This is a genomic window from Pseudomonas sp. UW4 (genome assembly GCF_000316175.1).
Lineage (GTDB): Bacteria > Pseudomonadota > Gammaproteobacteria > Pseudomonadales > Pseudomonadaceae > Aquipseudomonas > Aquipseudomonas laurylsulfatiphila.
In genome coordinates this window covers 4,299,133-4,311,051 of record NC_019670.1, presented here as the reverse complement: position 1 = coordinate 4,311,051, position 11,919 = coordinate 4,299,133, and the positions used below count along the sequence as shown (strand labels likewise).

Here is an 11,919-nt window from a genome sequence, read left to right as displayed (position 1 = left end):
CAACATCGTTGTTGACTGACCCGACGCTTTCGCGAGCAAGCCCGCTCCCACAGGTTTTGTGTTGCCTGTGTGGGAGCGAGCCTGCTCGCGAAGCGTTCAGCGATTAATTGGTCTGGGCTCCCTGCACAATCCAGGCACCGATCAGGTCACGTTCCTGCTGGGTCATCTGGGTGATGTTGCCCAGTGGCATGATCTGGCTGGTGACGGCTTGCGCCTGGATCCGCGGTGCGTTCTGGCGGATTTGCTCGGGGGTGTCGAGCATCACGCCGGCAGGGGCCGCACTGAACAGCGGGCTGGTGGGCTTGGCCGAGTGGCAGACCGTGCAACGTTCCTGAATCACGCTGTGCACTTTGTCAAAGCCAGGGCCGGCGTTGGACGCTTGCGCCGGAGCGGCGGCTGGCGTTTCTGCAGGTTTGGCTTCGGCGGGTTTCAATCCACCGCCCACTGCGGTTTCCGGTAGCGGCTGGTATTCGATTGTCGCTGGAGCGTTGGCCACTTCAGGGGCGCTGGACATCGGCTTCGGACCGGACACATAGGCCAGGCAGATCATGCCCACCGCTGCCACCGGCAGGGTCCAGGCAAACTTGTGGCTGTCATGACGGGTGTTGAAGTAGTGACGCACCAACACCGCCAGTACCGCGATCCCGGCCAGGATCAACCAGTTGTACTGGCTGCCGTAGGTGCTCGGGAAGTGGTTGCTGATCATGATGAACAGCACCGGCAGGGTGAAGTAGTTGTTGTGACGCGAACGCAGCAGGCCTTTGGCCGGCAGGGCCGGATCCGGCGTGCGGTTCTCGGCGATCGCCGCCACCAGTGCGCGCTGTGCCGGCATGATGATGCGGAACACGTTGCCGACCATGATGGTGCCGATGATCGCGCCGACGTGCAGGTACGCACCGCGACCGCTGAACACCTTGCTGAAGCCGTAGGCTGCGCCGATGATCAGCACGAACAGGATGAAACCGAGCAGGGCAGGGCGTTTGCCCAGGGCCGAGTCGCACAGGAAGGAGTAGATGAACCAGCCGATGAACAGCGAGCCGAGACCGATGGCCACGCCTTCAGGACCGCTCAGGGTGCTGCCCGGAGCCAGCAGGTAGAGCGTCGGGTTGGAGTAGAACACCACGCACAGCAGCGCGATCCCCGACATCCAGGTGAAGTAGGCTTCCCATTTGAACCAGTGCAGGTTGTCCGGCATGGTCGGTGGAGCCAGTTTGTATTTTTCCAGGTGGTAGATACCGCCGCCGTGGATCGCCCACAAATCACCGGCCAGACCGCTTTTCGGGTTGACCCGATTGAGGTTGTTTTCCAGCCAGACGAAATAGAACGACGCACCGATCCAGGCCACGCCAGTAATCATGTGAACCCAGCGCACGCTCAGGTTCAGCCATTCCAACAGATGTGCTTCCACAGTCTTTACCTCTCGCCCGTCACTCTGTTGTCGAGTGATCGGACCTTCTCTTATTGGTGGGGGGCGAGGATCAAACGCTCATCCTCTTTGAAAAAATGCTCATCGCAGTTATTGCCTGTGCCACTGCGATCAACCACCAGGAAGTCATCCCGCTTTTCGATCGTCAGCACCGGGTGGTGCCAGACGCCGCGATGGTAATTAATGCCCTGCCTGCCGTTGGTGACGAAGGCGCGGACCAAGCCTGATACAGGTTCATCGCCAAGTGGCGCGACCACGATCAGAAAGGGGTTGCCGAGCAGCGGAATGAAAGCCTGGCTGCCCAGCGGATGGCGCTCCAGCATGCTGACGGTCAGCGGCATGTCCTGCGCGTCGGCGCGGAAGATGCTGATGATCGCCTTGTCCTCTGGCGTAGCGGTTTCGACCGTCGCCAGTTTGTGGAAGCGCATGGTCGAACCGTTGTTGATCATGAAGTGATCGCTGCCGTCGGTTTCGATCACGTCACCGAAAGGGGCGAAGGCTTCTTTGGTCAGCGGTTCAATCGTCAGTGTGCGCATGCTGTTCTAATCCGAATTCTGTGTTGTTTGTTTTGACGCCATCGCGAGCAAGCTCGCTCCCACAGTGGACTGTGGCGTTCACAAAACCTGTGGGAGCGAGCTTGCTCGCGATTGGGTTCAGCGCTTATTTAGCGACCTTGCCCAATACGCGCAGGCGGCTTACACCACCATCCGGGAACACGTTCAGGCGGATGTGGGTGATCGGGCCCAGAGCCTTGATCTGCTCGGCGAAGGTGTGTTCGGCGTGCATTTCCAGCTTCTGGCTTGGCAACAGTTCGCGCCAGAACAGCGATTGGGTTTCGATCTGGCTGTCGGTGCCGCCCTTCACGAAGGCGCCCTGGATCGAGCAGCTGTCCGGGTAGTTGCCCTTGAAGTGCAGGGTGTCGACGATGACTTTCTCGACTTCACCGGCATGACCCAGCGCGACGATGACCCAGTCATTGCCCGGGGTACGGCGACGCGCGGTTTCCCAGCCGTCGCCCATGTTGATGCCACGGCCCGGGTTGAGGATGTTGCTCATGCGGCCGAAGTGCTCGTCGGAGCAGGCGAGGGCACGGCCACCGTTGAGGGCGGCGGCGAGGTCGACTTGCTCGTTGTCGCCGATGGCCGACCAGTCACGGAACGGCACGCCGTACACACGCAGACGGGCCACGCCGCCATCCGGGTAGATGTTGAAACGCAGGTGGCTGAAGGCCTGGTCATTGCTGATTTCGTGGTAGTGGTGGCTGTTGCCTTGCAGCTCGACGGCGGACAGCACTTCAATCCACTGGGTATTTTCATCAGGCTCGCCCGACGCCAGGAAGCAGGCTTCCAGGGACGCCGATGGCGGGAAGTTGCCGGTGAAGAATGAAGTGTCGATGTCGACGCCCTTGATCGAACCCGGTACGCCCAGGCGGATCACGGCGCTGTCGAAGCCTTCGAAGCGCTTGCGGCGCGATTCCCAGCCATCCATCCACTTGCCGTTGTCATCGAACACGCCCTCCTTCCATACGGCCGGGGTCGGTTGGAACAGACGGTTGGCGTCTGCGAACCAGTCATCGGTGACCGAGATGATTTTGGTGCCCAGGCGGGCGTCGGCCAGGTTGACGAACTTCTCGAAAGGTACGGCGTAAGCTTTCATTCTTCTTGTCTGCCTTTAATAAGTTGGCTTGGGATGCTTGCAAGGCCCTGGGCGGTTTCGGCGTTCATGAAATCGCTGGGCCAGGCTTGCTATAGGGTCAGTAATCGGAACAGGGCGATCTTGTTGATCTGCGCCAGCGCGCATTTGAACTCGGTGTCGACCGGGTTGTGGATGCGCGTTTCGAACGCTGCGAGGATCTGATGCCGGTTGCTGCCTTTTACCGCCATGATGAAGGGAAACTTGAACTTGGCTTTGTAGGCGTCGTTCAGCTCGGTGAAGCGCTGGAACTCTTCGGCCGTGCATTGGTGAATACCGGCGCCAGCCTGTTCATTAGTGCTGGCTTCGGTCAACTGGCCCTGGACGGCGGCTTTGCCGGCCAGGTCCGGGTGAGCGTTGATCAGGGCCAGTTGGCTTTGATGATCGGCGCTCAACAGGATGTCGCTCATGCGCTGGTGCAGGGTTTCGATCTCGTCGATCGAGGCATCCTGGCCCAGGTCGAAGGCCTTTTCGGCCACCCATGGCGAATGTTCGTAGATGTCGGCGAAGGCTTTGACGAAGGCGTCGCGGCTCAATGTCGAGGGTTTCAATGTTTGAAAGGCGCTCATTTCGCGGCCCCTTGGTACGGGTGGGTTTCCTGCCAGTGGCGGGCAATGTCGACGCGACGGCTGAACCACACCTGTTCATGACTTTTAGCGTATTCGATAAAGCGCTTGAGCGAAGCCAGACGCGCCGGACGGCCGATCAGGCGGCAGTGCAGGCCGATCGACAGCATCTTCGGTGCTTCGGCGCCTTCGGCGTAGAGCACGTCGAACGCATCCTTGAGGTATTCGAAGAAGTCGTCGCCCTTGTTGAAACCCTGGACCTGGGTGAAACGCATGTCGTTGGTGTCCAGGGTGTACGGGATCACCAGGTGCGGCTTGCCGGTCGGGTTGTTCGGTTCCCAGTAGGGCAGGTCGTCGTCGTAGGTGTCGCAGTCGTAGAGGAAACCGCCTTCCTCCATCACCAGGCGACGGGTGTTCGGGCCGGTGCGGCCGGTGTACCAGCCCAGCGGGCGTTCGCCGGTGATTTCGGTGAGGATGCGGATCGCTTCGAGCATGTGCTCGCGTTCCTGGGCTTCGTCCATGTACTGGTAGTCGATCCAGCGGTAGCCGTGGCTGCAGATCTCGTGGCCGGCATCGACCATGGCGCGGATCACGTCCGGGTGACGCTGGGCGGCCATGGCCACGGCGAAGATGGTCAGCGGAATGTCGAATTCCTTGAACAGCTTCAGGATCCGCCACACGCCGGCACGGCTGCCATACTCGTAAAGCGATTCCATGCTCATGTTGCGCGCGCCTTGCAGCGGCTGGGCAGACACCATTTCCGAGAGGAAGGCTTCGGACTCTTTGTCGCCGTGCAGGATGTTGCGCTCGCCGCCTTCTTCGTAATTGAGTACGAACGAAAGGGCAATGCGGGCATTGCCCGGCCAGTGTGGATGAGGAGGGTTACTGCCGTAACCGACCAGGTCGCGTGGGTAGTCAGCGCTCACTGCAGGCTTCCTTCTTGTTCGATGATGACGGTTGGTGTGACGCAGCTGAAGATTGGTGGCAGGCTGGCGTCACAGCGATGGGCTGATTGTATACAACTTTATATTCACTTTGTAAGCCTGAATTTTCGCATTTTTAACCGACTGTCATCTTTTACTGCTATTGGCGTGAGCCTGCAAGAAATCTGCCTGACTGGTCAGTAATTTGATGACGGGTCCATGGAGTGTGCAGTTCGGCGGGAAATCGCCGGTAAATGTGCAAGTGCCGGGTATAACGCGAAAAATGTCGTTTTTATTGTGTACAATTTTTTTAAAAGTGTCTTAATCAGTCGCTCGCCGCAACTTTTCGTGCTCCGAATCGGTGCGGTCTCCTTTTCAACTGACTTCGGGAGGCGCGAAGTCTGACTGCTCCACGCAGGCAGGCGCGCAGAATCAATGGGACGTTTGACTACACACGTTTTGGACGCAGCACACGGTTGCCCGGGCAGCTCGATCAAGGTCGAGTTGTACCGCGTTGAAGGATCGCACCTGGAATTGGTCGCCAGCGCGATAACCAACAGCGATGGCCGTGTCGATGCACCGCTGCTGCAAGGTGATGACTACCGCACCGGGGTCTATCAGGTTCAGTTTCATGCCGGCGATTACTACCGCGCCCGCGGCGTCAAGCTGCCGGAGCCGGCCTTCCTGGATGTCGTGGTGCTGCGTTTCGGCATCTCCGCCGAGCAGGATCACTACCATGTGCCGTTGTTGATTTCGCCTTACAGCTACTCCACCTATCGCGGCAGCTGATCCCCCAAGCAGCTGCTGCACCCTGGAAGCGACTGCGCATATAGCTTCTTTGGTCTTTCGCCCGCTCACACTGCGGGCTTTTTTTCGTCTGTAGGAGCGAGCTTGCTCGCGATGGAGGCCCAGACAAAGCGGGCATTCAGATGGCCCGCGTCATCGTTAACGTCCATCGCGAGCAAGCTCGCTCCTACAGCTTTTAGCGGCTCAGCAGGGACGCAGTCCCCGCACCACTGAACAACCCCGCACTGATCCGGTTAAACCAGCTCTGGCCCTTGCCACTGCGCAGATACCGCGCCGCACCATGGGCACCGAGGCCATAAGCCAACTTGCAGGCCAGATCCAGCAGTGTCCAGGTGACTATCATCACCAGCAGCTGCGGCAGGAACGGCTGTTCGGCACTCAAGAACTGCGGCAGGAAAGCGGCGAAGAACAGGATGTCCTTCGGGTTGCTGGCGCCCAGCATGAACGCACGCCCGAACAGCGCACGAAAGCGTGGCACCGGCGCGGCTTGTGGCACTTCAGCGCCATGGGAAGGCAGGCGCGACTGTTGCCAGCTCTGCCAGGCGAGGTAGAACAGGTAAAGGGCACCCAGAATCTTCAGGGCGCTGAACAGCTGTTCCGACGCCAGTAGCAACGCCCCCAGACCCAGCGCCGAAGCACTCAGCAGGCAGATCGATGCAGACACGCCGCCGAGAAAGGCCGGGTAAGAGCGGCGCAGGCCGTAATTCAGACTGTTGCTGATCATCAGCAAAGACAGCGGCCCCGGGATCAGGATCACTATCAGCGCAGCGCCGCTGAACAGCAGCCAGGTTTCCAGACTCATCACTTTCCTCCATTTGCACAAAAGCCTCACCCGACGGGGTGAGGCTGTTTTGAAGCGGGTCCCGCGTAAGGTTTAAAGGAAGATGAACTTGGCGATGAAGATCGCGCAGAGCACCCACAGGCTTACGGAGATTTCCTTGTACTTGCCGGTGCCGGCCTTCAACGCCACGTAGGTGATGAAGCCCAGCGCGATGCCATCGGCGACCGAGAAGGTCAGAGGCATCATGATTGCAGTGACGATCGCCGGGATGCTGTCGGTCGCTTCATCCCATTCGATGTGGGCCATGCCGCCCATCATCAGCATTGCTACGTAGATCAGTGCACCCGCGGTTGCATAGGCAGGGATCATCCCGGCCAGCGGCGCGAAGAACATGGCTGCAATAAATAACACACCTACGGTCACTGCGGTAAGACCAGTCCGACCACCCGCTGCAACACCGGCAGCACTTTCCACGTAGCTGGTGACCGGCGGAACGCCGACTACTGCTCCGAATACGCTGGAAGCACTGTCGGCTTTCATGGCGCGGGAGAGGTTTTCGATCTTGCCGTCAGCGCCTACCAGGTTGGCGCGTTGAGCAACCCCCATCAAGGTGCCGGCGGTGTCGAACATGTGTACGAAGAGGAACGCCAGGACCACGCTGATCATGCTGACGTTGAACACGCCGGCGACGTTCATGGCCATCCAGGTCGGAGCCAGGCTTGGCGGGGCCGACATGATGCCCTCGTAGTGCACCAGGCCCAGACCCCAGCCAGCGAGGGTCACGGTGATGATACTGATGAGGATTGCGCCGAACACCTTGTGATAGCTGAGGATGGCGATCATCAGGAAGCACACGGCAGCGAGCAGCGGGCCGGGTTCGCGCAGGGAGCCGAGCTTGATCAGCGTGGCCGGGCTATCGACGACGATACCCGCGGTTTTCAGGCCGATCAGGCCCAGGAACAGCCCAACGCCGGCGCCCATGGCGAAGCGCAGGCTGACCGGGATGCTGTTGAGCAGCCATTCGCGGATCCGCGAGAAGGTCAGGATCATGAACAACACACCGGACACAAACACCGCGCCGAGGGCGGTTTCCCAGTTGTAGCCCATGGTGCCGACTACGGTGTAGGTGAAGAAGGCGTTGAGCCCCATGCCTGGCGCCAGGCCGACCGGCCAGTTGGCGTACAGGCCCATCAACAGGCAACCGAGTGCTGCAGCGATACAGGTGGCGACGAATGCCGCACCATGATCGATCCCGGCGTCAGCCATGATGTTGGGGTTGACGAAAATGATGTAAGCCATGGTGATGAAGGTTGTCAGACCGGCAATCAGCTCGGTCTTCACCGTGGTGCCGTGCAAGCTGAGTTTGAACAGACGCTCCAGCAAGCCATTGCGTAATGGCGGCGAGAGATCCAGCGTCGATGCTTCGGATTTGCGGCTTTCCACAGCGAATACTCCTCAAGAGTTTTATTTTTATTTCCAGGGCCGGACCCATGAGGGTGGCAGCGGCCCTTTGAGGCACTTGCGAATTTGTTGACCGCTTGGTCAGGAACTCGCACGAAGTGGATTATGCTTTTGTATACAAAGAATGCAAATAATGTTTTTGATTTTGTCGACGAAAAGTTTGGCAATAGGGATATATCGCCTGTACCGGCCCCTTCGCGGGCAAGCCCGCTCCCACAGGAAACCCGGTCAGGCACAAGATTTGTGGACACCATCCATCACTGTGGGAGCGGGCTTGCCCGCGAAGAGGCCGGAACAGCCAGCATAAAAATCAGCAGGCAGACTGATTCAGTCGGTAAGCGCCTGACTTTTCCCCAACGCCAGATTCACCGCCAACCACCCATTCACCGCCGTCTCTCCAGCCTCGGCAAACACCCGCTCCAGCAATTTCACCTGCTCGCGCCTCAACGCTTGCTCAAACCGCGCGCCTTCCGCAGTCAACTCCAGCAACCGCTTACGCTTGTCCGATTCGGACGCGACGCTGTCGACCAGATGCATCTCCAGCAATTGCCGCAACGGCATGTTCAGCGCCTGCTTGCTTACGCCAAGCAAGGCCAGCAATTCCTTGACGCTCAGGTTCGGATAACGAGCGATGAAAAACACAATGCGTTGATGCACCCGGCTCAGGCCGCGGCGTTCGAGCATTTCATCGGCCTTGGCGGTGAAAGCCTGGTAGCCGAAGAAAAACGCTTCCATGGCTTGCTGTTGGGAAAGCGGATTTTTAAGGTCAAGCATGTTGACGTATCCATTCGAAGAAGCGTAATTTCGGTCAACAAGTTTGACTCATTTTCCTCATGCCTCGCTACCGGTGATCCCCATGGCTTTTTCCGAACGTGTCTCACGCCTTAAAAGTTCTTTGATCCGTGAAATCCTCGCCGCGGCCCAGCGCCCGCAAGTGATGTCGTTCGCCGGAGGTCTGCCGGCTGAAGCCATGTTGCCGAAGGTCGATTGGGCCGACATGCCGCTTTCCATGGGCCAATACGGCATGAGCGAGGGCGAACCGGCGTTGCGTGAGGCGTTGGCCGCCGAGGCGCGAGCGTTGGGAGTGGCATGTGAGGCAAGTCAGGTACTGGTGGTCAGTGGTTCACAGCAAACTCTGGATCTGGCCGCCAAGCTCTACATCGACAAGGGCACCGAAATCCTGCTCGAAGCGCCGACTTATCTGGCGGCATTGCAGATTTTCCAGCTGTTCGGCGCCGATTGCCTGACCGTGCCGCTGGAGGCTGACGGGCCGGACCTGGCAGAGCTGCGCGCTCGCCTGGAGCAACACCGCCCGGCCTTCATCTACCTGATCCCGACCTTCCAGAATCCTTCGGCGGTGCGTTACAGCGAAGCCAAGCGCGACGCGGTGGCAGCGCTGCTCGACGAGTTCGGCGTCACCCTGATCGAAGACGAGCCTTATCGCGAACTGACTTTCGACGGTGGCAGCGCCACGCCGATTGCCGGTCGCTTGAACAAGGCCAGCTGGATCTATACCGGTACGGTGTCGAAAACCCTGTTGCCAGGTTTGCGCGTTGGCTATCTGATCGCCAGCCCGGACCTGTTTCCCCATCTGTTGAAACTCAAGCAGTCGGCGGACCTGCATACCAACCGGGTTGGCCAGTGGCAGGCACTGCAATGGATCGGAACCGAGAAGTATCAGCAGCATCGCAGTGAACTACGGGATTTTTACCGGGAACGCCGGGATGCGTTCCAGCTGGTGCTGCAAACCCACTTCTCTGATCTGGCGGACTGGAACGAGCCACAGGGCGGGCTGTTTTTCTGGTTGAAACTCAAGCAGCCGCTGGACACTCGAACCTTGCTCAATGCGGCGTTGGCCAAGGATGTGGCGTTCATGCCGGGCGAGCCGTTCTTCCCCGAGCCGGACAAGCATCACGGGTATTTGCGGTTGAACTTCAGCCACATTGACCCGGCGCGGCTGGAGGAGGGGCTCAAGCGGCTGGCGGCGGTGGTGCGTCAGGCGCAGGCGGCGCAAGCGGCCTGAAAACTAATAAACCGGCGCAAGGGCCGGTTTACTTTTGTCTGAAGTTTGCGGTGCCTGTGCCGGCCTCTTCGCGAGCAGGCTCGCTCCCACAGGGAAATGCGGTCAACTGTGGGAGCGAGCCTGCTCGCGAAGGCGTCAGTCAGAACACCACAAGCAAATCAGGCTGCCGCGAAACGCTTGTCCAGATAATCAATGATCACCTTGGACTCATACATCCAGGTGGTCTGGCCATTTTCTTCGATACGCAGGCACGGCACCTTGATCTTGCCGCCTTGCTCGAGCAAGGTCTGGCGATCCTGTTCGTTGTTCTTCGCATCGCGAAGGGCCACCGGCACGTTCAGGCGGCGCAGGGTGCGGCGAGTCTTTACGCAGAACGGGCAGGCGTGGAATTGATACAGGGTCAGGCCTTTGGCGGCCGCTTCGACCTGGGCCTGAGCCGCGGCGGGGCGCTTTTTCTTGCCCGGACGCGTGATGAAGTCGATGAAGATGATCAGTTGGCCAAGGCCGACACGAAGCGCTTTTACGAACACGTTGAAAGCCTCACGGTGCTAACGAAGAAGGGCGCGCAGCTTACCTGATTTTTCACGGACGAAAAAAAACCGGCGATGAATGCCGGTTTTCTTCGTGCCGCGAATTACTTGATGAGGCTGAGGAATTCGCTGCGGGTGGCGGCGTTCTCGCGGAATTCACCGAGCATCACCGAAGTGATCATCGTCGAATTCTGCTTCTCCACACCGCGCATCATCATGCACATGTGCTTGGCCTCGATCACCACCGCAACGCCCAGGGCGCCGGTGACCTGCTGGACCGCGTCGGCGATCTGGCGGCTGAGGTTTTCCTGGATCTGCAGGCGGCGGGCGTACATGTCGACGATCCGCGCCACCTTCGACAGGCCCAGGACCTTGCCGCTCGGGATGTAGGCAACGTGCGCCTTGCCGATGAACGGCAGCAGGTGGTGTTCGCACAGCGAGTACAACTCGATGTCCTTGACCAGCACCATTTCGCTGTTGTCGGAGCTGAACAGGGCACCGTTGGTGACCTCTTCCAGTGTCTGTTCATAGCCGCGGCAGAGGTACTGCATGGCTTTGGCGGCACGTTTTGGCGTGTCGAGCAGGCCTTCGCGGGAAACGTCCTCGCCGAGCTGGCCGAGGATCGCCGTGTAATTCTGTTCCAGGGACATGAAACTACCTGTGGGATTTTACGCAAAGGGCAAGGGTACGGTGACGGACACGACGCTGCAAGCGTGGCGCATCAGCTTTACTCGTCGCGGCCTTCCATCATGGTGCGTTTGAGCATCACATAAACCGCCCCGGCACCGCCATGTTTGGCCTGGCACGAGGTGAAGCCGAGCACTTGCGGATGCTGGCGCAGCCAGGTGTTGACGTGGCTTTTGATCATCGGCCGCTTGCCGTCCAGGCGTACTGCCTTGCCATGGGTGACGCGCACGCAGCGGATTTCGAATTTGGTTGCTTCGGCGAGGAACGCCCAGAGGGTTTCCCGGGCCTTTTCCACGCTCATGCCGTGCAGGTCGAGGCTGCCTTCGAATGGAATCTGACCGATCTTGAGCTTGCGCATCTGGCTTTCCTGCACGCCATCGCGGGCCCACATCAGCTCGTCTTCAGGGCCGACGTCGATGACGAATTGATCGGACAGACCGTCAACGGTGGTGGCATCGGTGCGCACGGTGGCCGCTTGACGCAGCTTGGCAATCTGCGCACGGTCACTCTTGGGTTTGCCGGTTTCGGCGCGATCGTGCTTGATCGGCTTGACGCCGTGGATCGCGCTTTTGAACAGGGAAAAATCGTCGTCTTGCATGTCAGCCTCCGCGAAGGGCGGCCAGTTTACCCAACTCGAAGCGAATCGGGCGCGACAAAAACGCGCGCGGCGTTTGGCTCAGTCGTGTTTTTTCATCAGGTGCGGGGACATGGCCAGTTCCCGCGACTGCCGCGAGCGACGGCGGCAACGGCGCCACAGCCATACACCGAGGTACAGCACGAACAGGCCAATGGCCAGGATCACGGCAGCACCGGTGCGGCTGGTGTTCAGTTCACCCAGGGCAGGTACGTGGCCGAACAGGCTGGCGGCACCGGCCATGGCGAGCAACACGCCGCACATCGCCAGCAATGCCGCGAACGTCGCGCCGATTCGAAAACGCCAGTTGCGTTGGCCTTTGGGCCGCAAGCGGCGAGCGTCAAAACCATCGGATAACTTCATTCCGACCTTCCTCAATGGGTATCGGC

The 11,919-nt window shown here is 59.6% G+C and carries 14 protein-coding genes; 2 read left to right on the top strand and 12 right to left on the bottom strand.

The genetic code is table 11. The annotated features are described in order from the left end of the window. Positions 1 to 103: 103 nt before the first annotated feature. The 5 genes from PPUTUW4_RS18885 to puuE form a co-directional block, all read right to left on the bottom strand. Positions 104 to 1,408, bottom strand: a complete 1,305-nt coding sequence (locus PPUTUW4_RS18885) for a urate hydroxylase PuuD (protein ID WP_015096121.1) — start codon at positions 1,406 to 1,408, stop codon at positions 104 to 106. Between the two features lie 50 nt (positions 1,409 to 1,458). Beyond that, on the bottom strand, positions 1,459 to 1,962 hold the full coding sequence (locus PPUTUW4_RS18880; protein ID WP_007988150.1) for an ureidoglycolate lyase: 504 nt from the start codon (positions 1,960 to 1,962) through the stop codon (positions 1,459 to 1,461). A 124-nt stretch (positions 1,963 to 2,086) separates the two neighbouring features. Beyond that, the gene (gene alc / locus PPUTUW4_RS18875; protein ID WP_015096120.1) at positions 2,087 to 3,082 is read right to left on the bottom strand and encodes an allantoicase; all 996 of its coding nucleotides are present in this window, start codon (positions 3,080 to 3,082) and stop codon (positions 2,087 to 2,089) included. 89 nt (positions 3,083 to 3,171) lie between these two features. Continuing rightward, positions 3,172 to 3,687 carry a 2-oxo-4-hydroxy-4-carboxy-5-ureidoimidazoline decarboxylase gene (gene uraD / locus PPUTUW4_RS18870; protein ID WP_015096119.1) on the bottom strand — a complete coding sequence of 172 codons (516 nt, stop codon included), beginning with the start codon at positions 3,685 to 3,687 and terminating at the stop codon, positions 3,172 to 3,174. Beyond that, the gene (gene puuE / locus PPUTUW4_RS18865) at positions 3,684 to 4,610 is read right to left on the bottom strand and encodes an allantoinase PuuE (RefSeq protein WP_007988146.1); all 927 of its coding nucleotides are present in this window, start codon (positions 4,608 to 4,610) and stop codon (positions 3,684 to 3,686) included. Before puuE ends, uraD begins: the two co-directional genes overlap by 4 nt. 432 nt (positions 4,611 to 5,042) lie before the next feature. Between puuE and uraH the strand changes: the two genes are divergently transcribed. Then, a complete protein-coding gene (uraH, locus tag PPUTUW4_RS18860; protein WP_007974925.1) occupies positions 5,043 to 5,396 on the top strand; it encodes a hydroxyisourate hydrolase in 354 nt (117 codons plus the stop codon). Between the two features lie 193 nt (positions 5,397 to 5,589). On the opposite strand, the gene PPUTUW4_RS18855 is transcribed toward uraH, so the two are convergent. The 3 genes from PPUTUW4_RS18855 to PPUTUW4_RS18845 all read right to left on the bottom strand — a co-directional run bounded on the left by PPUTUW4_RS18855 (position 5,590) and on the right by PPUTUW4_RS18845 (position 8,430). After that, a complete protein-coding gene (locus PPUTUW4_RS18855; RefSeq protein ID WP_015096118.1) occupies positions 5,590 to 6,216 on the bottom strand; it encodes a LysE family translocator in 627 nt (208 codons plus the stop codon). 72 nt (positions 6,217 to 6,288) lie between these two features. Then, positions 6,289 to 7,638: an NCS2 family permease gene (locus PPUTUW4_RS18850; protein WP_015096117.1), complete on the bottom strand. Its 1,350-nt coding sequence runs from the start codon at positions 7,636 to 7,638 to the stop codon at positions 6,289 to 6,291. Between the two features lie 345 nt (positions 7,639 to 7,983). Continuing rightward, positions 7,984 to 8,430 (bottom strand): MarR family transcriptional regulator, encoded by a 447-nt coding sequence (locus PPUTUW4_RS18845; RefSeq protein ID WP_015096116.1) that lies wholly within the window; start codon positions 8,428 to 8,430, stop codon positions 7,984 to 7,986. 82 nt (positions 8,431 to 8,512) lie between these two features. On the opposite strand from PPUTUW4_RS18845, the gene PPUTUW4_RS18840 reads away from it, so the two are divergent. Continuing rightward, a complete protein-coding gene (locus tag PPUTUW4_RS18840; RefSeq protein WP_015096115.1) occupies positions 8,513 to 9,679 on the top strand; it encodes a PLP-dependent aminotransferase family protein in 1,167 nt (388 codons plus the stop codon). A 158-nt stretch (positions 9,680 to 9,837) separates the two neighbouring features. Here the strand turns inward: PPUTUW4_RS18840 and PPUTUW4_RS18835 are convergent, their stop codons facing one another. The 4 genes from PPUTUW4_RS18835 to PPUTUW4_RS18820 all read right to left on the bottom strand — a co-directional run bounded on the left by PPUTUW4_RS18835 (position 9,838) and on the right by PPUTUW4_RS18820 (position 11,893). Next, complete coding sequence (locus PPUTUW4_RS18835; protein WP_007988133.1) at positions 9,838 to 10,209, bottom strand: glutathione S-transferase N-terminal domain-containing protein; 372 nt, start codon at positions 10,207 to 10,209, stop codon at positions 9,838 to 9,840. Between the two features lie 104 nt (positions 10,210 to 10,313). Next, complete coding sequence (folE, locus tag PPUTUW4_RS18830; RefSeq protein WP_007988130.1) at positions 10,314 to 10,859, bottom strand: GTP cyclohydrolase I FolE; 546 nt, start codon at positions 10,857 to 10,859, stop codon at positions 10,314 to 10,316. A 77-nt stretch (positions 10,860 to 10,936) separates the two neighbouring features. After that, positions 10,937 to 11,494: a Smr/MutS family protein gene (locus PPUTUW4_RS18825; RefSeq protein WP_015096114.1), complete on the bottom strand. Its 558-nt coding sequence runs from the start codon at positions 11,492 to 11,494 to the stop codon at positions 10,937 to 10,939. Positions 11,495 to 11,572: 78 nt separating this feature from the next. Then, complete coding sequence (locus tag PPUTUW4_RS18820; protein WP_015096113.1) at positions 11,573 to 11,893, bottom strand: hypothetical protein; 321 nt, start codon at positions 11,891 to 11,893, stop codon at positions 11,573 to 11,575. Positions 11,894 to 11,919: the final 26 nt, after the last annotated feature.

Excerpts from the sequence above, each read along its gene's own strand:
- PPUTUW4_RS18855 (WP_015096118.1), bottom strand. The coding sequence starts at position 6,216 with ATGAGTCTGGAAACCTGGCTGCTGTTCAGCGGCGCTGCGCTGATAGTG.
- PPUTUW4_RS18880 (WP_007988150.1), bottom strand. The coding sequence starts at position 1,962 with ATGCGCACACTGACGATTGAACCGCTGACCAAAGAAGCCTTCGCCCCT.
- PPUTUW4_RS18840 (WP_015096115.1), top strand. The coding sequence starts at position 8,513 with ATGGCTTTTTCCGAACGTGTCTCACGCCTTAAAAGTTCTTTGATCCGT.
- PPUTUW4_RS18845 (WP_015096116.1), bottom strand. The coding sequence starts at position 8,430 with ATGCTTGACCTTAAAAATCCGCTTTCCCAACAGCAAGCCATGGAAGCG.
- uraH (WP_007974925.1), top strand. The coding sequence starts at position 5,043 with ATGGGACGTTTGACTACACACGTTTTGGACGCAGCACACGGTTGCCCG.
- uraD (WP_015096119.1), bottom strand. The coding sequence starts at position 3,687 with ATGAGCGCCTTTCAAACATTGAAACCCTCGACATTGAGCCGCGACGCC.
- alc (WP_015096120.1), bottom strand. The coding sequence starts at position 3,082 with ATGAAAGCTTACGCCGTACCTTTCGAGAAGTTCGTCAACCTGGCCGAC.
- PPUTUW4_RS18825 (WP_015096114.1), bottom strand. The coding sequence starts at position 11,494 with ATGCAAGACGACGATTTTTCCCTGTTCAAAAGCGCGATCCACGGCGTC.
- PPUTUW4_RS18820 (WP_015096113.1), bottom strand. The coding sequence starts at position 11,893 with ATGAAGTTATCCGATGGTTTTGACGCTCGCCGCTTGCGGCCCAAAGGC.
- folE (WP_007988130.1), bottom strand. The coding sequence starts at position 10,859 with ATGTCCCTGGAACAGAATTACACGGCGATCCTCGGCCAGCTCGGCGAG.